This is a genomic window from Bradyrhizobium sp. CCGUVB23, from assembly GCF_024199885.1.
In the GTDB taxonomy this organism is placed as follows: domain Bacteria; phylum Pseudomonadota; class Alphaproteobacteria; order Rhizobiales; family Xanthobacteraceae; genus Bradyrhizobium.
On record NZ_JANADQ010000001.1, the window covers coordinates 3,760,301 to 3,782,026 of the forward strand.

Here is a 21,726-nt window from a genome sequence, read left to right on the forward strand (position 1 = left end):
AAACATCTCTGGATTGCTTCGCTTCGCTCGCAATGACGAGCTTGTGGAACGCTAGCGCTGCACTCTCACTGTCATCACCCGCCTTGTGCGCGATTGCGCACTGGAGCGGGTGATCCAGTATTGCAGAGACAGCGCAATGACACGGATAAGCCGCGGCGTACTGGATTGCCCGCTTTCGCCGGCAATGACGGCGGAGCGTGTTACTCCCGCGACTACGCGGCTTCCGCCTCTGCTTCGCCCACACCGCGCTTCAGCGCGGCGCGGGCGGCTTCGCGGTGATCTGGCGTGATGTGGCTGGCGACCAGCTTGATTGCGGTCGCGAGCACGGCGGCATCATCGGTGAAGCCGAGCATCGGCAGCATGTCGGGCACGACATCGAACGGCAGGATGAAATACGCGATCGCGCCCAGCAGCGATGCCTGCACATGGCGCGGCGTCTGCTTGTCGAAGGCGCAGTAATAGGCGGCGAGCAGATCCTCGGCGAACGGCAGGTGCGCGACCACGCGCTTCAGCTTGCGCCAGAAACGCCGGCGCACGGTCTCGCGGTCTTCCGCCAGCCGATCGGCCGGCTCAAAGCCGACGCTGTGTTCGGCAGCAGCCATGGTCCAAAACTCCCCGTTCAGGCCGGCGCGGCCGATGGCCGCATCCAATGCCGATCACAAGATGGGGATGCGGCGGCATTGCAACAAGACGTCAGCCAAGGCCTGCCTGTGTCGCGATGGCGTTCATCGCCTTGGCGAGCTCGATATCGAGCGCGGTGACGCCGCCGGCATCATGGGTCGAGAGCACCACCTCGACCGTCTTGTAGACGTTCTTCCATTCGGGATGATGGTCCATCTTCTCGGCCACCAGCGCGGCGCGTGTCATGAAGCCGAAAGCCTGGTTGAAATCCCTAAAGGTAAACGTCCTACCGATCGCCTCGCGGCCACCGGTCTCGGTCCAGTCGGATAGTTCGCTCAAGGCCAGCTTGCGTGCTTCCGCCGACAGCCGCTCCGTCATGGTCGCCTCCGTCTTCAGGGGAACTTTACCCTAACACCGTGCTGACGCCGGGGTTCATATGGAGTTGTCCTCCATCCGCTAACCATGACGCAGATGTAACCCTGACGGGCAAGAAATTTGCTACAATTGCGGGGGTAATGACCAGGCCAAGATGAAACCGAGCCTGAAACGCCTGTATGGGAGATCGATGACCGGGGGCCTGGAGCTGGCCGAAACACCCACACCGACGTCGCCGCGATCGGCGGCGCGGAAGACCATGCTTGTTTCGCTCGCGTTCGTGCTTGCTGTCGTCGGCGCGCTCGTCGGCGGCTATTATTTTGCCATGCGCCCGGTGACGCTCAGAATCGCCGTTGGCCCGGCCAACAGCGACGACGTCAAGGTCGTGCAGGCGCTGACGCAGGCTTTCGTCCAGAGCAAGGGCTATGTCCGGCTGCGTCCGGTCCAGACCGAGGGCGCCACCGCGAGCGCCGAGGCGCTCGCCGAGAACAAGGTCGACCTCGCCATCATCCGCGGCGATCTCGACGTGCCGAAGACCGCCCAGGCGGTTGCGACGTTGCGCAAGAACGTCGTCGTGCTCTGGGTCCCGGCGACCGGCAAGGGCAAGAAGAAGGGCGCCAAGATCACCAAGATCGCGCAGCTCGCCGGCCATCGCATCGGCGTGGTTGGCCGCACCCAGGCCAACGTCAATCTCCTGAAGGTGATCCTCCAGCAATACGGCGTCGATCCCGCCAAGGTGGAGATCGTGCAATTCCCGGCCAATGAAGCCGCCGAAGCGATCCGCACCCAGAAGGCCGACGTCTATCTCGCCGCCGGCCCCGTCAACAGCAAGATTACCGCGGATGCGATCGCCGCCTCCACCAAGGACGGCGGCACGCCGACCTTCCTCGCGATCGATTCGGCCGACGCGATCGCGCAGAACCATCCGGTCTATGAAGCCGCCGAGATCCCCGCCGGCACCTATGGCGGCTCGCCCGACCGGCCCGATGACGAGGTCAAGACGATCAGCTTCGCGCACCACATCGTGGCGCGCAAAGGCCTGTCGGACACCACCGTCGCCGCCTTCACCCGGCAGCTCTTCGCGATACGCCAGCAGCTGGTGACGGAATTCCCGCTGGCGGCGAAGATCGAGACGCCCGACACCGACAAGGACGCCGTGATCCCCGTGCATCCGGGCGCGGCCGCCTTCGTCGACGGCGAGGAAAAGACCTTCCTTGACAGATACAGCGACTACATCTGGTGGAGCCTGATGGCGCTCTCGGCGATGGGCTCGATCGGCGCCTGGTTCGCCGGCTACCTGAAGAAGGACGAGCGCGACAACAACAGCCATCTGCGCGAACGGCTGCTGGACATGATCGCGGCGGCGCGGCGCTCGGAGACCGTCGACGAGCTCGACCAGATGCAGGGCGAGGCCGACGACATCCTGCGCGACACGCTGCGCTGCTTCGACCACGGCGCCATTGAAGAAAGCGCGCTGACCGCCTTCAACATCGCGCTCGACCAGTTCCACTCCGCGGTCGCCGACCGCAAGGTGCTGCTGCTCAGCCTGCCGCAGAACCTGCAGCGCGCCGGTGCCCAATTCCGCGCCGCCGGCAACGCGTAAAAGCTTCCGCGCGTAATCGCTGCGTCACATTGTCTCAATATAGCGTTGGCTTCGCAGTGACGGCTGCCACCGCAGTCGTCCCGACCGATTTCGAGACGCCTTTCCATGAAAATCAAATTCTCCCGTCGCCAATTCCTCTCCACCAGCGCCGGCGCACTCGGCGCGATCGCGATGCCCTATGTGTCGCGCGCGGCCGACCGGCCGCTGATCACCCATGGCGTTCAGTCCGGCGACGTCACGGTCGACGGCGGCGTGGTCTGGGCGCGCGCCGATCGTGCCTCACAGATGCTGGTCGAGGTGGCGACGACGGATAGCTTCAAGGACGCCCGCGCACTGCCGCCGATTGCCGCGCTGCCCGAGAGCGATTTCACCGCGAAGATGCTGGTCGAAAATCTGCCCGGCGGTCAGGACATCTTCTACCGCGTCCGTTTCCGCGATCTCTCTCACACCGCGATCGAGAGCGAGCCGGTGGTCGGCCGCTTCCGCACCGCGCCCGCTGACCGCCGCGACGTCAGCTTCGTCTGGGGCGGCGACGTTGCCGGCCAGGGCTGGGGCATCAATCCCGACGACGGCGGCATGTTCACATTCTCGGCGATGCGCAAACACCGTCCGGACTTCTTCCTGCATTCCGGTGACACGATCTATGCCGACGGCGTGATCCCCTCCGAGGTGAAGCTTGCCGACGGCAAGATCTGGAAGAACGTCACCATCCCCGAAAAGGCCAAGGTCGCCGAGACGCTCGACGAGTTCCGTGCCGCGCACAAATACAATTTCACCGACGACAATGTCCGCGCCTTCAATGCCGAGGTGCCGATCTTCGTGCAGTGGGACGACCACGAGGTGACCAACAACTGGTCGCTGTCGAAGGATCTGCCGGCCGCCTACAAGGAGCGCAACGTCACCCTGCTCGCCGCGCGCGCCGCGCGCGCCTTCCACGAGATGTATCCGATGCGCGAGAGCATCGTGGAGCCGGGCCGGGTCTATCGCCAGATCTCCTACGGCCCGCATCTCGACGTCTTCATGCTGGACGAGCGCAGCTATCGCGGCCCCAACGGTCCGAACCTGGAGACGGAATACGGCCCCGCGTCCTATTTCCTCGGGCCGGATCAGATGGCCTGGCTGAAGCGCGGCCTCCTGAACTCGCGCGCGACCTGGAAGGTGATCGCCTCCGACATGCCGCTCAGCATCCTCGTTTACGACGATGCTGCGAACAAGAAGGGGTCGGAAGCCTTCGCGCAGGGCGACGGGCCGGTGCGCGGGAGAGAGTTCGAGATCGCCGACCTCCTGCGCTTCATCAAGATGGCGCCGATCAGGAACACGGTGTGGCTGACCGCCGACGTGCACTATACGGCCGCGAACTACTACAATCCGGACAAGGCGCAGTTCCAGGAATTCGAGCCGTTCTGGGAATTCGTCTCGGGGCCGCTGCATGCCGGAACGTTCGGACCGGGCGAGGTGGACAACACGTTTGGACCCGAGGTGCGTTTCGTCAAGGCGCCCGGCCTCGACAAGCAGAACCTGCCGCCGTCGGCCGGCATGCAGTTCTTCGGTCACGTCAAGATCGACGGCTCAAGCGGCCAGATGACGGTGACCATGCGTGACCGCGCCGACACCGCGTTGTGGTCGACGACGCTCGATCCGAAGCTCGCTTAGAGCCCACTGCTACCTGGAGGCACGCGCGCGCAGCACGGCCTCCATGGCATCACTGGTGCAGGGCTTTTGCAGTCGCGGCCGGCCCGCGAACTCGGGCGGAACGCGTACCTCGTCGCCGTAGCCGGTGACGAAGACGAACGGGATTTTCAGCGCAACCAGCCGCTCGGCGATCGCAAAGCTCGTCTCGCCGATCAGCTCGACATCGAGGAGCGCAAAATCGGGTGCGCGGTCGGTGATCGCATCCAGTGCGCGCGCAACGGATGCGACTGTCCGCACATCCTTCACGCCGAACCCGAGCAGGCGTTCTTCGAAATCGATCGCGATGATGGGATCGTCCTCAACGATCAGCACATCGGCGGGGACATCGGAGCCGTCGAATGAAGCGTGCTGCATGGTCTCGTCGATTGAGGGCTGCATGGTGTTCCAATCAGGACGGTTTCAGCCCGATGCCTGCGCCCCGCGCATCGGAGGTTCCAGGAACGAAGCGCACCACATCACCGTTTCTCCGTCTGTCCACTTGTGCACACAGGCGGCGAGCGGAACCAGCTAATGTCGGGGGAGATCGGAGAGCGTTGGGATGGATGCGCGAAGCAACAGGACAGCCGAGATTGCGAGCCGGCCCTACAACAATCTGCTGCGGCGACTGAGCCAGGCCGACTACGCGCTGATCGCGGCGCATCTGACGACCGAGGCAACATCGGCGAACGAGCTGCTCTACAATCCCGGCGACGACGTCCAGGTCGTGCATTTTCCCTGCGGGCCGTCGCTTGCGACCTTCCTCGTTCCCAACGAAGACGGCCGCGACGTCGAGACCATTCTGGTCGGCCGCGAGGGCGCCGTCGGCGGCGTCGTCAGCGAAGGCTATCTGCCGGCCTATACGCGGATCGTCGTGAAGTTCGGTGGCCCCTTCGTGCGCATCCATGTCGGCAAGCTCGAGGCCGCCAAGCGCAGCTCGCCGACGCTGCGCAACATCTTTGCGCGCTACGCCGACTGCATGCTGGCGCAGATCTTCCAGTCGACGGCCTGCAACGCCATCCACTCGATCGAGCAGCGCACCGCCAAATGGATTTTGGCCGCGATGGAGCGGATCGACGGCAACGACAGCGTGCCGCTCACGCACGAGCAGCTGGCGACCCTGCTCGGCGTCGGGCGTAGCTACGCGAGCCGCGTCATCCAGTCGTTCAAGGCGCAAGGCCTGATCGAGACGCGTCGCGGCTCGATCCTGGTGTACAACCGCGAGGGCCTCAAATTGCGGGCCTGCCTGTGCAACGACGCGGTGAAGGGCCATTTCGAGGAGGTGCTGCGCGGGGTGTATCCGACGGAGGAAGAGGATATCGGCGTGGAGGCGGGTCGATCCCCTCGCCGCGCGACGTGAACCCACGCAAAGAGCGCTGCTACAAAACCGGGGTATCCATGGAGGACTACCTTGGCCGTCGATTATTGGTGGGTCGGCTTTTTCGTCGACGACGCGACGCGTCAGCGCCTCAAACCACACTTCAAGGCAGCCGCTGCGAACAGCAGCCTTTCGATCGAAGCGGAGCAGGCGATCGCGGCTTGGCGCGCCAACCCAGGCGATTTCGAGGAAGCGGCCTTTTGTTCAAACCCAGAAACGGCGGCTCAAACCAACGCCTTCATTCGCGCGTTCGGCCTTCCCGGGTTTGTCGAGCTTGCAGTGCAGTTGCTGATTGAGGGCCACGAGCTCTCCGGGATCGCCAACGAACAAAACCTGTTCGGTATGGTCATCACGTCCCGGCATGCACCGGTGAGTATCGTCTGGCACGCGCTGGGCGCAGAACGCTCGGAGCTGCTGCCTGGCCGGATGGGCAACATGCTGCTGGCTCCAAACGAGGTTGAAGCCGCCCTTGAGGCGACCCATCGGGCCTATTCGGGCCTGGCGACGAACGAGATGCTGACGAGGGCAAGGCGCTATTGCTGTCACAGCGTACGAGACGACGAGCTGCGCGAGACGCTCGACTTTCTGCCCGGAGGGCTCGCGGAAGCCCGTCGGAGGAACCTGGGGTTCACCGCGCTGGCATGCCCAAGACTTTGAAAGAATTTGACCAAACCCCGTGGTAGAACGGCCAAGCGACGGCCAAAGAAGCCATTGTTTTTTAGCGTTTTCTGACTATATTGCGCTGCAAACGCGTTGAGGTGCCCGGCTTTGATGGCCGGGCTTCCTTTTTGGGCGGAAAGCGCCCGTTTCTCAGGTTTCCAGCGTTATCCGAAAAAGAGGTCCCGGTCTGACCGGCGAGATCGCGCTAACCCATTGTTCGACCGCAAAGAAGCTCACTCATGAACCTTCGTAACGTCGCCATCATCGCCCACGTCGACCACGGCAAGACGACCCTCGTCGACCGCCTCCTCCAGCAATCCGGTACCTTCCGCGAGAACCAGAAGGTGGCCGAGCGCGCCATGGACTCCAACGATCTGGAGCGCGAGCGCGGCATCACCATTCTGGCCAAGGCGGCCTCGGTGCAGTGGAAGGACACCCGCGTCAACATCGTCGACACCCCCGGCCACGCCGATTTCGGCGGTGAGGTCGAGCGCATTCTGAACATGGTGGACGGCGCGCTGGTGCTGGTCGACGCCGCCGAAGGCCCGCTGCCGCAGACCAAGTTCGTGGTCTCCAAGGCGCTGAAGGTCGGCCTGAAGCCGATCGTCGTCATCAACAAGGTCGACCGCCCCGACGCGCGCCCGACCGAAGTCATCAACGAGGTGTTCGACCTGTTCGCGGCCCTCGACGCCAGCGAGGAGCAGCTCGACTTCCCGATCCTCTACGGGTCGGCCAAGCAGGGCTGGATGGCCGAAAGCCCGGAGGGTCCGAAGGACAAGGGCATGGAGCCGCTGTTCGACCTGATCCTGCGCCATGTCGCGCCGCCGAAGGTCGAGGAAGGCCCGTTCAAGATGATCGGCACCATCCTGGAGGCCAACCCCTATCTCGGCCGCATCATCACCGGCCGCATCTCGTCCGGCATCCTGAAGCCGAACCAGCAGGTCAAGGTGCTCAACGCCGACGGCAAACTGGTCGAGCAGGGCCGCATCACCAAGATCCTGGCCTTCCGCGGTCTCGAGCGCACGCCGCTCGATGAGGCCGAAGCCGGCGACATCGTCGCCATTGCCGGCCTGACCAAGGGCACCGTCGCCGACACCTTCTGCGATCCGACCGTCGAGGTGCCGCTGCCGGCGCAGCCGATCGACCCGCCGACCGTGTCGATGTCGTTCATCGTCAACAACTCCCCGCTCGCCGGCACCGAAGGCGACAAGGTGACGAGCCGCATGATCCGCGACCGCCTGCTCCGCGAAGCCGAAGGCAATGTCGCGCTGCGCGTCGTCGAAGCCGCCGACAAGGATGCGATGGAAGTGTCGGGCCGCGGCGAATTGCAGCTCGCTATCCTGATCGAGACTATGCGCCGCGAAGGTTTCGAGCTCTCGGTGTCGCGTCCGCGCGTCGTGTACCAGAAGGACGAAGCGACCGGCGCCACCATGGAGCCGATCGAGGAAGTCGTCATCGACGTCGACGAGGAGCATTCCGGCGTCGTCGTGCAGAAGATGAGCGAACGAAAGGCGGAGCTGATCGAGATGAAGCCCTCGGGCGGCAATCGTCAGCGCCTGGTGTTCTACGCGCCGACCCGCGGCCTGATCGGCTACCAGGGCGAGCTTTTGACCGACACCCGCGGCACCGCGATCATGAACCGCCTGTTCCACGGCTATGCGCCGTACAAGGGCGAGATCCAGGGCCGTCGCAACGGCGTGCTGATCTCCAACGACCAGGGCGACGCGGTGGCCTACGCCATGTTCAAGCTGGAAGACCGCGGCCCGATGATGATCGAGCCCGGCTGGAAGGTCTATCGCGGCATGATCGTCGGCGAGCACACCCGCGACAACGATCTCGAGATCAACGTGCTCAAGGGCAAGCAGCTCACCAACATCCGCACCACGTCCAAGGACGAGGCGGTGCGCCTGACCCCGCCGATCCGGATGACGCTGGAAAAGGCGCTCGCCTATATCGAGGACGACGAGCTCGTCGAGGTCACGCCGAAGTCGATCCGTCTGCGCAAGAAGCACCTCGATCCGAACGAGCGCAAGCGCGCGGAGAAGGCCAAGGAAGCGGTGGCGTAAGCCACTCACGCTGTCATTTCTTGGTCATCTCGCTGTCATCACCCGCTTCGCGGGTGATGACGCTCACGTGGTGGTGGCTTTGGCGCACACAACAGACGTGCTAGAGCCCAGCCATGATCTCCCTCCCCTCCTCCGTCGACGTCGCAATCATCGGCGCGGGCGCCGCTGGTCTCGGCGCAGCCCACGCGCTGAAGGATTCCGGCCTCTCCATCATCGTACTGGAAGCGCGCGACCGGCTCGGCGGCCGCGCCTGGACCGTGCAGGCCTCGCCTGAAGTGATCTTCGATGTCGGCTGCGGCTGGCTACATTCGGCAGACAAGAACTCCTTCGTAGGAATCGCCGAACGCCTGAATTTCGAGGTCAACAGGGATCTTCCACCCTGGCGCGATCGCGCCTTTGGCGAGGTGTTTCCGGACAGCGAGCGCGAGGACTTCGGACGCGCGATCGACGAATTCTACGAGCGTGTGTCCGAAGCTGCGCAAGACCGCGAGGATGCGCCAGCCGAACGCTATCTCGAACCCGGCAATCGCTGGAACCCGATGATCAATGCAGTCTCGACCTATGTGAACGGCTGCGAGCTCGACCGCGTCTCGATTCTGGACATGGACGCCTACGAGGACACCTACTTCAATTGGCGCGTACGGGCCGGATTTGGCGCGCTGGTCGCGGCCTACGGTGCGTCATGTCCAGTGGCACTGAACTGCAACGTCACGCTGATCGATCACTCCGGCAAACGCATCCGGCTCGACACGTCGCTCGGCACGCTCACCGCGGAAAAGGTGATCGTCACGGTACCGACCAGCCTGATTGCAGATGAAGCGATCCGGTTCTCGCCGCAGCTCCCGGCCAAGGTCGACGCCGCGCGCGGCCTACCGCTCGGCGTCGATGACAAGGTGACGCTGGCGCTGGAGAACGCGGAAGCCTTTCCAAAAGAAGGCAATTTGCGCGGCGCCACCATGCGCACCGCCATGGGCACCTATCACATCCGCCCGTTTGGTCAGCCCTGCATCGACGGTTTTTTCGGCGGCCGCTTTGCACGCGAATTGGAGGACGCCGGCGACGGCGCCTTCGCAGCCCAAAGCATCGACGAGATCGCGGGTTACCTCGGCAACGACATCAGGCGCATGCTGAAGCCGCTGCGTGAGTCCCGATGGGCCCACGATCCCTTCGCCCGCGGCGCCTATTCCCACGCGCTCCCGGGTCATGCCGGCGACCGCGCCGTGCTGGCGGCTCCCGTCGATGGGCGGCTGTTCTTTGCGGGCGAGGCGACGTCGCCGAACTTTTTCTCGACGGCGCATGGAGCGCGGGACAGCGGAGAGCGGGCGGCGAATGAAGTGCTGGCAACGATGGCAAAGGCGTAGCAACAAACTCCGTCATTGCGAGCGGAGCGAAGCAATCCAGAATCCCCCGCGGAAAGATTCTGGATTGCTTCGTCGCTTCGCTCCTCGCAATGACGGGGGCTACTACTCGATCACCCTCGCCCGCAAGTCCGCGTCCGGCACGAAGCACGCATCATACTTGCCGAAAATGCGATAGCGGTTGCGTGCGACGAGATTGTAGACCGCGTTCCGCAGCGGTTTTGGCACGGCGAACAGCGCGCGCACCCAGCTCCAGCCGGGGAGTTGCGACAGCACGGTCAGCGCGGCGTCCGATTTCATGAATACTTCGCCGCCGTGAACGACGGCGTTGGTGTCGGGATCATCGGGATCGATGCCGAAGGTCTGTGCGAGCTTCGTTCCGTACTCCGACTGGATCGGCGTGAAACGGAATCGGCGCGCCGTGTCGCGCGTCGCGACGAAGCGGATCCAGCGTGAGCAGAAGATGCAGACGCCGTCGAACAGGATCACGTCGTCGTCAGGCCATTTACTCATCAGAGTCTCTTTATTGACGCGTCTTCTTCACGCGAACCGAAAACGCTATCGGCTATCCAGCATCAGCAGAGCGACCAGCATCAGCACAATCGCCGGGCCCGTCTTCACCAGCGCGCCAAGCGGCTCGATCCAGAGGTCGGGCGTCAGGATCGCGGCGCCGACCATATAGCCGAGCGAGGCAACGATGCCCGCGACGAGCCCGACGCCCGCGGTGCGGCGGAAGGCGATGAGCACGCCGATCGACATGTCCATGAGGCTGGTGCCGATGGTGATGGGATCGACCAGCGCGGATGGGAAGCCGTGCGCGCTCAGGATGCCAGCGGCGGCGCGGTAGGAGACGATCAGGGCGATGAAACCGGAGACGACCCAGAACGCCACCAGGCTCGCGAACACAAACGCCTTGACCAGGTATAGCCGCGCAAACCATTTGTCCTGAATGGTGGCGGGATGACGCCCGATCGCCTCGGCCAGTGTCGTCGGCACAATGCCTGTGGCCGCGACCCAGTGCTGGGGATCGCCCGTCACGCCGCGGCGCAGTTCGGCGATCGCGGTGGAGCGCACCGGCGGCATCCAGCCGAGCCGGCTGGCGAGATCGCCTGCCCACGCGCTGCAATCGAGCAGGAATGCCGGCATCGCGAGATGCGGCCAGCCGGCCGTGCCGAACGCAAGGCGAAACTGCTTGATGACGCCAGCCATCGTGACCGGCTCGGCCTGCATCAGGTCCCAGCTCACGGCTTTCACGGCGGGATCGTCGATGTCGCGCGCCGCGAGCCAGGCGATCGTGGCGGCAATGTCGCTGATAGCGACGGGCTGGAACGGCGTCGCCATCTCCTTGGCCGGCAGGTCGAGCGGAGAGGCCGCGAGCGCGCGCAGCATGGCGCTGCCGCCATAGGCGGACGGCGCGACCACGAAGCCCGGGCGCAGGATCACGTGGGGAATGCCGGAAGAGGCGACCAGGCGCTCGGCCTCGCGCTTGGTCGTGGCAAAGGAGGTACGATCCTCGTTGGCCGCGCCGGGGATCGAGATGTGCACCAGCCGGATCGCGCGGCCGCTCGCGCCAATTGCCTGCAATAGGCGCACGACGAAGTCGCGATGAACAGCGTTGGTGTCGCTGCCGGGAGCGTCCTGGAGGACGCCCACGCAATTCACGACCACATCGACCGCATGCTCGTTCAGAAGGCACGTCAGCGCCGCCGCGTCGAGCGTCATGATCGGCAGCTCGATATCGAGCGCGCTCATCCTCTGCGCCGGCGACAGCTGTCGCGCCACGCCGATGATGCGAAAGCCGCGGGCGCGGAGATCGTCGGTGACGAAGCGGCCGATCAGGCCGGAGGCTCCCAACAGGAGGATGTTGCGCACCACTTCACTCATCATATTACTCAGAACGGCTTTGCGATCATCAGCCAGAGGATCAGCATCGTTGCGCCAAAACCCGGGAAGCCGAAGGCGAACCAGCGGCGGAACAGCACGAAATAGCGCGGCGGCAGGGCCGCGCGCTGCTCGGCCGCCTTGCGCGCGAGATCGCGCATCTCGATCTGCATGAACACCACAGGCACCCAGAACAGCCCGGCGACCGCGTAGAGCGCCAGTGACGCCAAGAGCCAGCGCTCCGCGATCGACGTCGCCGAGAGCATCATCAATAGTCCGCCCGTAACCGGCTGGAGGATGACCGCCGAGAGCGTGAACAGGGCGTCCGCGATCACCACGACCGCGGCCGTGCGCGCGATGAACTCGGCGTCCCGGCTGCGATGCGCCATCAGCATGAAGAAGGCGATGCCGCTGCCGGTGCCGAGAATGACGATGGCACCGAGCACATGCAGATATTTGACCAGGAAATACAGCGTCATGGCTTCTTGGCCACCAGCGGCTTTGGTGATTTCAGCGCGCGCTCGAGTTCAGCGCTGGTGGCTTTGACGCCGGCTTCGGTCTCGATCATCCAGTGGCCCTCGCTGCCCACGGCTGGCAGCGCGCGAAAATCGACCTTCCCACCACTGCTGCGAAACGCATCGGCCAATTGCCGCGAAAATGCCGGCGCGAAATAGCTGTCGTTGGCCGCCACCACCCAGGTGATCGGCACGCGCGCCGCCTTGCCGAACTCGCCTGCCGCCGAGGTGAGCGTATGCGGCGCGCAGACCTGGTTGGGGAAGTCGTTGGCATGGCCGCCGCGCCCGGGTGCAAAGGCGATGATGGCGCCAACCGTCTTGGGGTCGGCATTGGCAAGCGCGAGCGTGCCCCAGCCGCCCGCGGAATGACCGAGCACGACGGCGCCGTCCTTGCGGACGAAATCCTGCTCTCGCAAGAATTCCAGCGCGCGTGCGATTTCCTCGGCGGTGGCGCGGCCCGAGCGCGCGTAGTTCGCCTCGTCGCAGCCGCCCTGGTCCTCGACATAACGGCCGCCGGTTGCGCCATGGCCAAGCCTTTCCGGCACCAGCACGGCAAAGCCGCGCGCAACCAGAAACGCGGCGAGCGCGCGGTACTCCGGTTGCGGCATTTGCGCACGACGCAGCACGTTTTGCGTGGAGGCATGTGCGATCAACGCGAGGCGGAACGGGCCGTCGCCCGGGGGACGGAAGAGCAGGGCATGTGCCGGCGTTGCAGCATCCGACGAGGGCACGCGCCACTCTTGCCGGCGAAACGGCTCGCCTTCGGCACCCGATGCCCCCAACGCGCTCTGCGCACGCGCGGGCGTGGCGAGAATGAGCAGGGCAACGATGAGCGCAGAGAACCGCATGACTGCCGGCAGCAGAATTCGAACGACAAAGGCCAGACTAGCTGGAACGAATCATCATGGGCGGACTTTTCTCGCGTTGCCGCCATGCAGTCCTTCGCGAAACGGCTGGTTTTGCACCGGCGCAGGGCATCTCGCTGCCGTCCAAAGCGGCGCCCTGTCCTCTTTCGGTACAACACGGCTCGGAAACTGATGCAGAAAGTCCACAGGTTAACCGATAATTAACGATGGCTCTTGCCGCCGGCCCGGCGACTTGGTTTGATCGCGCCCATGAGCACAACCCTGATCGAGGTCCGGCCGGCCAAAGCTGCTGACGCAGCCGCGGTGGCGTCTACCCATGACGAAGCTTGGCGCTCGGCCTATCAGGGCATCATTCCCGGCGCCGAACTGGAAAAGCTGATCAATCGCCGCGGCCCGCAATGGTGGGACAGCGCGATCCGCAAGGGCAGCCGCGTCAGCGTGCTGGTGTTCGGCGACAAGATCGCCGGCTACGCGAATTACGGCCGCAACCGCGCCCGCAGCCTGCATTTCGACGGCGAAATCTACGAGCTTTACCTGCGTCCGGAATTCCAGGGGCTGGGCTTCGGCCGGCGCCTGTTTACCGCCGCCCGCCGCGACCTGATGCAGAGCAATTTGAAGAGCATGGTGGTCTGGGCGCTGTCCGACAACGATCCGGCTACGGAATTTTACCGGGCGCTGGGCGGCCGCATGGTGGCGCGCTCCTCGGAGCGGTTCGGGCCCAAATCGCTCGACAAGGTCGCTTTCGCCTGGACCAATTGATCCGCTGTCATTTGGCTGGCAGTACTTCCTTCCGCCGATACCGTTTGCCCATTTGAGCCGGTAAGAACCGGTGTTCATTATTTCGCGAAAAGTCGATGGATCGGCGGGCCAAGCCCGCGTATGACAGCGCGAAATCGCTGCCGGGCGAGATCCCCTTTCGGCAAACACGGAGCTTTTTATGCGTATCGATGCGGTCTCGATCGGGACCAAAGCGCCAAACGAAGTCAACGTCATCATCGAAGTGCCGGTTGGCGGCGAGCCGATCAAGTACGAGATGGACAAGGAAGCCGGCACGCTGGTGGTCGACCGCTTCCTCTATACGCCGATGCGCTACCCCGGCAATTACGGTTTCATCCCCCACACGCTCTCTGACGATGGCGACCCCTGCGACGTCTTGATCGTCAACACCCGCGCCATCATCCCCGGCGCCGTCATGAGCGTGCGCCCGGTCGGCGTGCTGTTCATGGAGGACGAGGCCGGCGGCGACGAGAAGATTTTGGCGGTGCCGTCTTCGAAGCTCACGCAGCGCTACGACAAGATCAAAGCCTATAGCGACCTGCCCGACATCACGCTGCAGCAGATCCAGCACTTCTTCGAGCATTACAAGGATCTCGAGAAGGGCAAATGGGTGAAGATTCTGCGCTGGGGCGGCCCCGAGGAAGCGCACAAGCTGATCCTCGAAGGCATCGAGCGCGCGAAGAAGAACAAGTAAGCTTCCGTGTCCCGGACGCGGCGCGGCATGAAATGACGCGCCGCTGAGCCGGGACCCATGGCGCCGCTGGGCCCCGGCTCGGCAGCGCATCACTGGCGTGCTGCGCTGCGTCCGGGGCATGAGCTTCGTTCGGAATGGCTATGCGCCGTCTTCTCAGGATCATCCGCAACGTCGTTCTGCTGATCGTCGCCGGCGTGCTCGTGCTCGCCGGCGTCTTGCTGTTCAACGTCCTCACGCGGGCATCGCGGCAAGTGCAGGTCGCAGCGATCCCGCGCGCGACGGTCGACACCGAAGGCGCGGCAAAACGGCTGTCGGAAGCGATCCGCTTTCAGACCATCTCGAACTTCCTCAATCCCGAGCAGGACGCCAACGCTCTACACGGGCTCGAGACGCATATCTCGCAAAGCTTTCCGGCGTTCAATGCCGCAGCCACGCGCGAGGTGATCGGCGGCCACAGCCTGCTCTACACCTGGGAAGGTTCTGATCCCAAGGCCCAGCCGATCGCGCTGCTCGCGCATCAGGACGTGGTGCCGATCGCGCCGGGCACCGAGAAGGACTGGCAGCAAAAGCCGTTCGACGGTGTCGTCGCCGACGGCTTCATCTGGGGCCGCGGCTCCTGGGACGACAAGGGCAACCTCTATTCCATGCTGGAGGCGGCCGAGCAGATGGCGAAGGACGGCTTCCGACCAAAGCGGACGATCTACTTCGCCTTCGGCCATGACGAGGAGGTCGCTGGCACACGCGGCGCCAAGGTGATCGCGGCCACGCTCAAAGCACGCGGCGTACATCTCGACTTCGTGCTCGACGAGGGCCTCTTGATCGCCGAGGGCATGATGAAGGGACTACACAAGCCGGCCGCGCTGATCGGGCTCGCAGAAAAGGGCTACGCGACGCTGGTGCTGACCGCGCATGCGACGCCCGGCCATTCCTCGATGCCGCCGCGCGAGACCGCGATCGGCATGATGAGCGCGGCGCTGGCGCGGCTGGAGGATCACCGGCTGCCGATGCATATCCGCGGCGCGGTCGCCGAGATGTTCGACATGCTGGCGCCGGAGATGAGCGGCTTCAGCCGCGTCGCGCTGTCGAACCTCTGGCTGTTCCGGCCGCTGCTGCTGCGCGAGTTCGAGAAGAACGGCCCGAGCGAGGCGATGGTCCGCACCACCACTGCGCTCACCATCTTCAATGCCGGCGACAAGGACAATGTGCTGCCCGGGAATGCGGAAGCCACCGTCAATTTCCGCCTGCTGCCCGGCGACACGCAAGCCAGCGTCACCGATCACGTCCGCACCACGATCGATAATGACAAGATTTCGATCGCGCCGTTTCCCGGCAACACCGACCCGCCGCCGGTGACGGGGACTGCGAGCAAATCCTATGCGGCGCTGAACCGCACGATCCGCGAGGTCTTCCCCGACGTCGTCGTCGCGCCCGGCCTGATGGTCGCGGCGACCGATTCACGCCACTACGCAGGCATCGCCGACAACATCTTCCGCTTCTCACCGGTGCGTGCCAACAGCGAGGACTTGAAACGGTTTCACGGCACCAATGAGCGCCTCAGCATCGAGGGCTATGCCGACATGATCCGTTTCTATCGGCGGCTGATCGAGAATACGGCTGGGTCTTAAGCTCAGGGCGAGTGGCGCCGCAGCGAGGTGCGCCCCTCGCCCCGCTCTTCGCGGGGAGAGGGTTGGGGTGAGGGGCTGCGTGCGCGATCGCCGTGAGAAATGGACTCGCGGAAAGTCCCCCTCACCCGCAAGCGGGGCGAGGTAACTACACCGCCGGCTTCGGCAGGCCGGCGATTGCGCAAGCCGCACGCAGCGTATTCACCAGCAGGCACGCCACCGTCATCTGGCCGACGCCGCCCGGCACCGGCGTGATTGCACCGGCGACGCCAAGCGCCTCCTGATAGGCGACGTCTCCGACGAGACGCGTCTTGCCGTCTTCTTTCGGGATGCGAGTGATGCCGACATCGATCACGGTCGCGCCCGGCTTCAGCCAGTCGCCGCGCACCATTTCCGCCTTGCCGACCGCGGCATAGACGAGGTCGGCACGCCTGACGAGACCAGGCAGATCGCGCGATCGCGAATGCGCGACGGTCACCGTGGCGTTCTCGTTCAGCAGCAACTGCACCAGGGGACGGCCGACGAGATTGGAGCGGCCGAGGACGATGGCGTTCATACCCTCGAGCGAGGCGTGCACGCTCTTGGTCAGGATGATGCAGCCGAGCGGCGTGCAGGGTGACAGCGCCTCCAAACCGCCGGCGAGCCGGCCGGCATTATTCGGATGCAGGCCATCGACGTCCTTGGCGGGATCAATGGCGTTGATCACGGCTTCGGTGTTGAAGCCCTTCGGCAGCGGAAGCTGCACCAGGATGCCATGCACGGCGGGATCGCGATTGAGTTTTGCGACCACCGCAAGCAAATCTCCTTGCGAGACGTCGGCCGGCAGCTTGTGCTCGAACGAGGCCATGCCGGCCGCTTGCGTCTGGGTGCGCTTGGAGCGGACATAGACTTCGCTGGCGGGATTGTTGCCGACCAGCACGACGGCTAAGCCCGGCACCAGATTGTGCTCGCGCTTGACGCGGGCAACCTCGTCCGCGACGCGGGCGCGGAGCTCCGCGGCGATGACTTTTCCATCGATGATCTGGGCCGTCATGTCCTAGTCCTTGTCCGTCGATTTGGCCGCGGCGAGCCGGCGCAGCGCCTCACCAAGGCGCGCCGGGTCGCCATCGACCGCAATCTGCTTCAACCGCGAGGTGGCCCCCGAGAGCAGCCGCACGCTCGCCTTCGGCACGCCGAGCGATTTCGCAATCAATTGCAACACCGCACGATTGGCTTCGCCGCCATCGGCAATCGCGCGCACCCGCACCTTGAGCACGCTGCGGCCGTCGGAGAGCGCCTCGACACCGTCGATGTCGTCGCGGCCGCCGCGCGGCGTCACCCGCAGCGCGATACTGATACCCGAGGTGGAATAGCGCCAAGGTTCTGTAGAGGGCTTTGTCGAGGCCAAGGCCCGCCTGCTTCGCCTAAATCACGTTTGGGTAGACGTAGTACATGATCACCCGCTCGATGAACATGATGATCAGGATCAGGATGATCGGCGAGATGTCGATGCCGCCGAGATTGGGCAGGAAATTGCGAATCGGTGCCAGCACCGGCTCGGTGATGCGGAACAGGAACTCTGCCACCGCCGAGACGAACTGGTTGCGGGTGTTCACCACGTTGAAGGCGATCAGCCAGGACAGGATCGCGGAGGCGATCAGCAGCCAGACGTAGAGGTCGAGCACGATGATGACGATGTCGAGAACGGCACGCATGGCTGGGAAAACTCTGGTTCCGGTGGGGATTGACGCCCTTTGCTAGATATCGGTTCCCCCCCGTCCAAACAAGGGAAGTCCCGGCACCCACAGGGCTAAAACCGGGCTACGCCCGTCCTTGACTTGACCTTGGCGGGGACTTAAATGGCGCCCGGTTGTCGGCCGCGTTTACCAGAGCGGCCCGCGACGGGGCCATAGCTCAGCTGGGAGAGCGCGTCGTTCGCAATGACGAGGTCGGCGGTTCGATCCCGCCTGGCTCCACCACGCTTCGCCCTTCGGGCTACGCGTGGCGCAGCCATGCAAGAGCCCGAAGGGTGAAGCGTGGTGGAGCCACGCAGGCAGCCCGAAGGGTGAAGCGTGGTGTCCGGCGAAGCCCAAAGGGCGAAGACGGACTGTTTTTCGTACCTACCTCCCCGTAGACCGCGGCGGGCGTTTCTCCACAAAACTCGCGACGCCTTCCCTGAAATCGCTGCCGTTGAGCGCCACCAGCATTTCCCGGTTGGCCTCGATCGTGGCCTCGGCCAGGGTCTGGAACGGCACCTCGTAGAGCTGCCGCTTGATCACGGCCATGGCGCTCGGGGAGACGAAATCGGCGAGATCGCGCGCATAGGCGTAGGTCTCCTCGCGCAGCTTCTCCGGCGGGCAGAGCCGGTTCACCAGCCCGATCCGCAGCGCCTCCTCGCTTCCCACCCGTCGCGCCGAGAGCAAAAGATCCAGCGCGTTGGCGTGGCCGACGATGCGCGGCAGCATCCACGAGATCCCATGTTCGGCAATCAGTCCGCGCCGCGCGAAGGCCGTGGTGAACACCGTGTTGTCCGCCGCAAAGCGCAGGTCGCAATAGAGCGCATGAACGAGGCCAATGCCGGCGGTCGCACCGTTGAGCATCGCAATGACCGGCTTCCCGATCGACGGATAATAGCCGTAGCGCGTCTGCCAATCGGGCCGGCGGTTCATGTCGAAGGGCGGCAGGTTCGAGGCACGCCTGATATCGTTGGGATCGAGCCCTTTCAGCGCATCCATGTCCGCGCCGGCACAGAACGCGCGCCCTGCCCCCGTCAGCACGATGACGCGGACATCGTCGTCGGCTGCGGCGGCTTCCATGGCATGGCGGACGTCGCGCTCCATGATCGGCGTCCATGCATTCATGCGATCGGGACGGTTGAGCGTGACGGTCGCGATCCTGTCGCTGACCTCATAGAGAATATGCTCGTAGCTCACGGCGCGCTCTCCCTTGTTCTTGCTTGGTCGCGCGCCTTCAAGCGCGCGTTGAGCGCGAGCCTAGCACATCCGGGAAAGAGGCAAGCGGAAGACGGAACGCGCCGCCGCGATCACTCGGCGGCCTGCGCCATGACCGGCCTGCGAGCGAGCCAGCCGTCGACGAAATTCTTCAGCCAGGCGCGCTCGGCAACGTCGTAGACCGCGCGGTCCGCGAAATGATGGTGGCGGGCGCATGCGCCGGGCGCACTCAGGCCGTCATAGCCGCGCGTGGTCCAGCGATGCATCATTGCGTAGGTCACGTCGGGATGAAACTGGAAGCCGAAGGCATTGCCGGCGCAGAAGGCCTGCACCGGAAAATCGTCACCCTCGGCGAGCAGCTCCGCGCCTGCAGGCAGCTCAAAGCCTTCGCGGTGCCAGTGATAGACCTTTCCCGGCCAGTCCGGGCACAGCGCGTGACCCGCCGCTGTCGGACGGATCGGATAGTAGCCGATCTGGGTGAGCGCGTCGGGGTGCGGCGCGACGCGGGCGCCGAGCTGCATGGCGAGCATCTGCGCGCCAAGGCAGATGCCCAGAAACGGACGCTGCTCGCGGAGCGGAATTTCGATCCAGTCGATCTCGCGGCGGATGTACTCGTCGCAATCATTGGCGCTCATCGGGCCGCCGAAAAACACGGCACCGGCGTGATGCTCGAGCGTCTGTGGCAAGGGATCGCCGAAGCGCGGCCGGCAGATGTCGAGGCGATGGCCGAGCGCGCGCAAGGCGTTGCCGACCCGGCCGGGTGTCGAGGATTCCTGATGCAGGACGATCAGAACGGGCAGCGGCGGCTTGCGGTCGGCGGCGTCTGGCTCCCTTCTCCTGAAGGGGACCACCTCCGCGCCACCAAGCCTGTCCGTCCGGAACGACATTTGCCCTTTTCGAAAGCTATCGGTTCAGACCACCAGCATAACTAAGCGATCGTTAATTTCATGTGAGTTCGCGCACACACTGAACTGAAGGAGACAAAGCAAGCGCCGGGCCAAAATCGGTTCTCGCCGCGGCTAAAGCGCGATGAGATCAGGATGAACCGTCATCGCGCTTTAGGTAATTGTTTGCGCATGATCTTTTCGGAAAACCGCTTCGCACTTTGCGCTAACGCGGCCCTTCGGGTCCGGATCATGCTTTAGCGCCGGCGCCTCTGGAACCGGCCGACGGCGGCCAAAATGAAGCCGCGCGGGAAGAAGCGCAGCAGGAACGGCACGATCTTGATGCCGAGACCAGGCAACACCGCCCGTTTATTGGCCATCAGCCCGCGATAGGCGGCGCGCGCAACATCAGTGGCAGAGACGTCGAGCACGGCGGAATCGATACCCGGGGCAAAGCCGGCGCGGGCCTGAAATTCGGTCGCCACAGGACCCGGACAAAGTACGGTGACGCGGACGCCGCGCGGTCCGAGCTCGCCGCGCAGCGCCTCGGTGAAGGAGATGACGTAGGCCTTGGAGGCATAATAGACGGCCATGCCCGGGCCGGGCAGGAAGCCCGCGACCGAGCCGACGTTGAGAATGCCGCCCTTGTTCTTGACGAGTTGATCCGCGAAACGCAGCGACAGCTCGGTCAGCGCGCGGATGTTGACGTCGATGATGCCGAGCTGCGCGGCACGATCGCACTCGATCGCGTCACCGAACACCCCGAAGCCGGCATTGTTGACGAGATGGTCGAGCTCGACGTCGGCAGCGGCCAGTGCCGCCGCGATCTTCTCGCCCGCGCCAGGCTCTTCCAGATCGCAGGCGATCACGATCGGCGTCTTGCCGCCCTTGGCTGCGATCTCGCTGGCCAATGCATCGAGCCGATCGGCGCGACGTGCCGTCAATGCCAGGCGGTGACCGTTCGCGGCAAACACGCGCGCCAGCTCTGTGCCTATGCCCGCCGAGGCACCGGTAATCAGCGTCACACGCTCAGTCACGATCGACGTCTCTTCAATGCAAAGCGAAATTGGGGCGACAACCCCAAGACGAGGCCTAAGACGAGAGCATAGGCCGCGTGCGCGATGCAAGCCGCCCGTCAGCCTCGCAACCAGCGTCGAGGATGGAGGATGCAGAAAAAACCGCAGATTTGCGGCGGTATTCGGCTAAGCCGTGATCAGCCGATACATTAAAGTTTCGTCATGTGATCGCGACTTCGTCCCGCCAATGCGATCAAGCGCCGGCGACGCCGTCCTTGATTTGACCGGTGCCGCGGCTCGCGATGAGATGCTTGAGGTCGATCCTGTCGCGCTGTGACACGCCGAGCAGATCGGATGCACGCCAGACGACGTTGTCCTCGAACTCGGTCACCTGGCCATCGGCATAGACGACCTCCCACATCATCTCGACGATGCGCTTGCGGCCCTCTTCATTGAGCGAGCGCATGATGACGCTGGTAAAGTGATAGAGATCGACTGCCTCGCCCTCGACCTGGGTTGCGGAGGCGATCAGGCGGTCCGCGGTGCCGCGATCCAGCGAGAAATGGCTTTCGATCAGGCTGTGCAGCTTGCGCCGTTCGGCTTCCGTCGGCTCACCGTCGAGCGAGATCACATGGATCAGCAGCGCGGTCGCCGCCAGGCGATAGTCGTTGTCGCCGAAGGCGCGGTCCTGCGCCTCGGGGGCGACGATGTCGGCAATGAATTGGCGCAGTCCGTCGAGCATGAAATCCTGCCGCAAATGGGTGGCGCCGCAACGGCGGCCTCTCCCCTTTATATGAGCGGGAAATTCGCAC

The 21,726-nt window shown here is 64.5% G+C and carries 23 protein-coding genes and 1 tRNA gene; 10 read left to right on the plus strand and 14 right to left on the minus strand.

Annotation, left to right across the window (positions count from 1 at the left end; translation table 11 throughout):
* Positions 1-212 precede the first annotated feature (212 nt).
* Positions 213-602, minus strand: a complete 390-nt coding sequence (locus tag NLN62_RS17160) for a YkvA family protein (RefSeq protein ID WP_254109557.1) — start codon at positions 600-602, stop codon at positions 213-215.
* Between the two features lie 91 nt (positions 603-693).
* Entirely contained in the window at positions 694-999 is a 306-nt protein-coding gene (locus tag NLN62_RS17165; RefSeq protein ID WP_254109559.1) for a 4a-hydroxytetrahydrobiopterin dehydratase, read from the minus strand.
* A 151-nt stretch (positions 1,000-1,150) separates the two neighbouring features.
* Between NLN62_RS17165 and NLN62_RS17170 the strand changes: the two genes are divergently transcribed.
* Both NLN62_RS17170 and NLN62_RS17175 read left to right on the plus strand, forming a co-directional pair.
* Complete coding sequence (locus NLN62_RS17170; protein ID WP_254109561.1) at positions 1,151-2,599, plus strand: TAXI family TRAP transporter solute-binding subunit; 1,449 nt, start codon at positions 1,151-1,153, stop codon at positions 2,597-2,599.
* 105 nt (positions 2,600-2,704) lie between these two features.
* Positions 2,705-4,252 carry an alkaline phosphatase gene (locus NLN62_RS17175; protein ID WP_254109563.1) on the plus strand — a complete coding sequence of 516 codons (1,548 nt, stop codon included), beginning with the start codon at positions 2,705-2,707 and terminating at the stop codon, positions 4,250-4,252.
* A 9-nt stretch (positions 4,253-4,261) separates the two neighbouring features.
* Here the strand turns inward: NLN62_RS17175 and NLN62_RS17180 are convergent, their stop codons facing one another.
* On the minus strand, positions 4,262-4,669 hold the full coding sequence (locus tag NLN62_RS17180) for a response regulator (protein WP_254109564.1): 408 nt from the start codon (positions 4,667-4,669) through the stop codon (positions 4,262-4,264).
* 160 nt (positions 4,670-4,829) lie between these two features.
* On the opposite strand from NLN62_RS17180, the gene NLN62_RS17185 reads away from it, so the two are divergent.
* From NLN62_RS17185 to NLN62_RS17200, 4 genes are all read left to right on the plus strand, one after another.
* Positions 4,830-5,627: a Crp/Fnr family transcriptional regulator gene (locus tag NLN62_RS17185; RefSeq protein WP_051389774.1), complete on the plus strand. Its 798-nt coding sequence runs from the start codon at positions 4,830-4,832 to the stop codon at positions 5,625-5,627.
* A 51-nt stretch (positions 5,628-5,678) separates the two neighbouring features.
* Positions 5,679-6,302 carry a hypothetical protein gene (locus NLN62_RS17190; RefSeq protein ID WP_254109566.1) on the plus strand — a complete coding sequence of 208 codons (624 nt, stop codon included), beginning with the start codon at positions 5,679-5,681 and terminating at the stop codon, positions 6,300-6,302.
* A gap of 242 nt (positions 6,303-6,544) precedes the next feature.
* Positions 6,545-8,371, plus strand: a complete 1,827-nt coding sequence (typA, locus tag NLN62_RS17195) for a translational GTPase TypA (protein ID WP_254109568.1) — start codon at positions 6,545-6,547, stop codon at positions 8,369-8,371.
* A 113-nt stretch (positions 8,372-8,484) separates the two neighbouring features.
* Positions 8,485-9,732, plus strand: a complete 1,248-nt coding sequence (locus NLN62_RS17200; protein WP_254109569.1) for an NAD(P)/FAD-dependent oxidoreductase — start codon at positions 8,485-8,487, stop codon at positions 9,730-9,732.
* 102 nt (positions 9,733-9,834) lie between these two features.
* Here the strand turns inward: NLN62_RS17200 and NLN62_RS17205 are convergent, their stop codons facing one another.
* From NLN62_RS17205 to NLN62_RS17220, 4 genes are read right to left on the minus strand one after another with little or no spacing between them, the layout of a single operon-like run.
* A complete protein-coding gene (locus NLN62_RS17205) occupies positions 9,835-10,242 on the minus strand; it encodes a thiol-disulfide oxidoreductase DCC family protein (RefSeq protein WP_027523459.1) in 408 nt (135 codons plus the stop codon).
* Positions 10,243-10,287: 45 nt separating this feature from the next.
* Entirely contained in the window at positions 10,288-11,613 is a 1,326-nt protein-coding gene (locus tag NLN62_RS17210; protein WP_254109571.1) for an SDR family oxidoreductase, read from the minus strand.
* 8 nt (positions 11,614-11,621) lie between these two features.
* A complete protein-coding gene (locus NLN62_RS17215) occupies positions 11,622-12,089 on the minus strand; it encodes a DUF2269 domain-containing protein (RefSeq protein WP_254109573.1) in 468 nt (155 codons plus the stop codon).
* Positions 12,086-12,973 (minus strand): S9 family peptidase, encoded by an 888-nt coding sequence (locus NLN62_RS17220; RefSeq protein WP_254109575.1) that lies wholly within the window; start codon positions 12,971-12,973, stop codon positions 12,086-12,088. The genes NLN62_RS17215 and NLN62_RS17220 overlap by 4 nt, the downstream gene beginning before the upstream one ends.
* Positions 12,974-13,240: 267 nt before the next feature.
* Here NLN62_RS17220 and NLN62_RS17225 point away from each other — a divergent pair, with 267 nt between their 5' ends.
* The 3 genes from NLN62_RS17225 to NLN62_RS17235 all read left to right on the plus strand — a co-directional run bounded on the left by NLN62_RS17225 (position 13,241) and on the right by NLN62_RS17235 (position 16,087).
* Complete coding sequence (locus NLN62_RS17225; protein WP_027523455.1) at positions 13,241-13,750, plus strand: GNAT family N-acetyltransferase; 510 nt, start codon at positions 13,241-13,243, stop codon at positions 13,748-13,750.
* A 178-nt stretch (positions 13,751-13,928) separates the two neighbouring features.
* Positions 13,929-14,462: an inorganic diphosphatase gene (ppa, locus tag NLN62_RS17230; protein ID WP_027523454.1), complete on the plus strand. Its 534-nt coding sequence runs from the start codon at positions 13,929-13,931 to the stop codon at positions 14,460-14,462.
* A 140-nt stretch (positions 14,463-14,602) separates the two neighbouring features.
* Entirely contained in the window at positions 14,603-16,087 is a 1,485-nt protein-coding gene (locus tag NLN62_RS17235; protein WP_254113531.1) for a M20 family peptidase, read from the plus strand.
* Between the two features lie 145 nt (positions 16,088-16,232).
* Here the strand turns inward: NLN62_RS17235 and NLN62_RS17240 are convergent, their stop codons facing one another.
* Genes NLN62_RS17240 through NLN62_RS17250 form a run of 3 tightly spaced genes read right to left on the minus strand, consistent with a single transcriptional unit; the run spans position 16,233 to position 17,778 of the window.
* On the minus strand, positions 16,233-17,117 hold the full coding sequence (locus NLN62_RS17240; RefSeq protein ID WP_254109577.1) for a bifunctional methylenetetrahydrofolate dehydrogenase/methenyltetrahydrofolate cyclohydrolase: 885 nt from the start codon (positions 17,115-17,117) through the stop codon (positions 16,233-16,235).
* Positions 17,118-17,120: 3 nt separating this feature from the next.
* The gene (locus tag NLN62_RS17245; RefSeq protein ID WP_254109579.1) at positions 17,121-17,471 is read right to left on the minus strand and encodes a DUF167 domain-containing protein; all 351 of its coding nucleotides are present in this window, start codon (positions 17,469-17,471) and stop codon (positions 17,121-17,123) included.
* Positions 17,472-17,487: 16 nt separating this feature from the next.
* Positions 17,488-17,778 (minus strand): YggT family protein, encoded by a 291-nt coding sequence (locus tag NLN62_RS17250; RefSeq protein WP_027523450.1) that lies wholly within the window; start codon positions 17,776-17,778, stop codon positions 17,488-17,490.
* Between the two features lie 188 nt (positions 17,779-17,966).
* Here NLN62_RS17250 and NLN62_RS17255 point away from each other — a divergent pair.
* A tRNA-Ala gene (locus tag NLN62_RS17255) sits at positions 17,967-18,042 on the plus strand.
* Between the two features lie 141 nt (positions 18,043-18,183).
* On the opposite strand, the gene NLN62_RS17260 is transcribed toward NLN62_RS17255, so the two are convergent.
* The 4 genes from NLN62_RS17260 to NLN62_RS17275 form a co-directional block, all read right to left on the minus strand.
* Complete coding sequence (locus tag NLN62_RS17260) at positions 18,184-18,996, minus strand: enoyl-CoA hydratase (RefSeq protein ID WP_254109580.1); 813 nt, start codon at positions 18,994-18,996, stop codon at positions 18,184-18,186.
* 110 nt (positions 18,997-19,106) lie between these two features.
* Positions 19,107-19,901, minus strand: a complete 795-nt coding sequence (locus NLN62_RS17265) for a glutamine amidotransferase (protein ID WP_254109582.1) — start codon at positions 19,899-19,901, stop codon at positions 19,107-19,109.
* A 254-nt stretch (positions 19,902-20,155) separates the two neighbouring features.
* Complete coding sequence (locus NLN62_RS17270; protein ID WP_254109584.1) at positions 20,156-20,935, minus strand: SDR family oxidoreductase; 780 nt, start codon at positions 20,933-20,935, stop codon at positions 20,156-20,158.
* Between the two features lie 232 nt (positions 20,936-21,167).
* Positions 21,168-21,656, minus strand: a complete 489-nt coding sequence (locus tag NLN62_RS17275) for a TerB family tellurite resistance protein (RefSeq protein WP_254109586.1) — start codon at positions 21,654-21,656, stop codon at positions 21,168-21,170.
* Positions 21,657-21,726 lie beyond the last annotated feature (70 nt).

Excerpts from the sequence above, each read along its gene's own strand:
- NLN62_RS17160 (WP_254109557.1), bottom strand. The coding sequence starts at position 602 with ATGGCTGCTGCCGAACACAGCGTCGGCTTTGAGCCGGCCGATCGGCTG.
- NLN62_RS17165 (WP_254109559.1), bottom strand. The coding sequence starts at position 999 with ATGACGGAGCGGCTGTCGGCGGAAGCACGCAAGCTGGCCTTGAGCGAA.
- NLN62_RS17170 (WP_254109561.1), top strand. The coding sequence starts at position 1,151 with ATGAAACCGAGCCTGAAACGCCTGTATGGGAGATCGATGACCGGGGGC.
- NLN62_RS17175 (WP_254109563.1), top strand. The coding sequence starts at position 2,705 with ATGAAAATCAAATTCTCCCGTCGCCAATTCCTCTCCACCAGCGCCGGC.
- NLN62_RS17180 (WP_254109564.1), bottom strand. The coding sequence starts at position 4,669 with ATGCAGCCCTCAATCGACGAGACCATGCAGCACGCTTCATTCGACGGC.
- NLN62_RS17185 (WP_051389774.1), top strand. The coding sequence starts at position 4,830 with ATGGATGCGCGAAGCAACAGGACAGCCGAGATTGCGAGCCGGCCCTAC.
- typA (WP_254109568.1), top strand. The coding sequence starts at position 6,545 with ATGAACCTTCGTAACGTCGCCATCATCGCCCACGTCGACCACGGCAAG.
- NLN62_RS17200 (WP_254109569.1), top strand. The coding sequence starts at position 8,485 with ATGATCTCCCTCCCCTCCTCCGTCGACGTCGCAATCATCGGCGCGGGC.
- NLN62_RS17205 (WP_027523459.1), bottom strand. The coding sequence starts at position 10,242 with ATGAGTAAATGGCCTGACGACGACGTGATCCTGTTCGACGGCGTCTGC.
- NLN62_RS17210 (WP_254109571.1), bottom strand. The coding sequence starts at position 11,613 with ATGAGTGAAGTGGTGCGCAACATCCTCCTGTTGGGAGCCTCCGGCCTG.
- NLN62_RS17215 (WP_254109573.1), bottom strand. The coding sequence starts at position 12,089 with ATGACGCTGTATTTCCTGGTCAAATATCTGCATGTGCTCGGTGCCATC.
- NLN62_RS17220 (WP_254109575.1), bottom strand. The coding sequence starts at position 12,973 with ATGCGGTTCTCTGCGCTCATCGTTGCCCTGCTCATTCTCGCCACGCCC.
- NLN62_RS17225 (WP_027523455.1), top strand. The coding sequence starts at position 13,241 with ATGAGCACAACCCTGATCGAGGTCCGGCCGGCCAAAGCTGCTGACGCA.
- ppa (WP_027523454.1), top strand. The coding sequence starts at position 13,929 with ATGCGTATCGATGCGGTCTCGATCGGGACCAAAGCGCCAAACGAAGTC.
- NLN62_RS17235 (WP_254113531.1), top strand. The coding sequence starts at position 14,603 with ATGCGCCGTCTTCTCAGGATCATCCGCAACGTCGTTCTGCTGATCGTC.
- NLN62_RS17240 (WP_254109577.1), bottom strand. The coding sequence starts at position 17,117 with ATGACGGCCCAGATCATCGATGGAAAAGTCATCGCCGCGGAGCTCCGC.
- NLN62_RS17250 (WP_027523450.1), bottom strand. The coding sequence starts at position 17,778 with ATGCGTGCCGTTCTCGACATCGTCATCATCGTGCTCGACCTCTACGTC.
- NLN62_RS17265 (WP_254109582.1), bottom strand. The coding sequence starts at position 19,901 with ATGTCGTTCCGGACGGACAGGCTTGGTGGCGCGGAGGTGGTCCCCTTC.
- NLN62_RS17275 (WP_254109586.1), bottom strand. The coding sequence starts at position 21,656 with ATGCTCGACGGACTGCGCCAATTCATTGCCGACATCGTCGCCCCCGAG.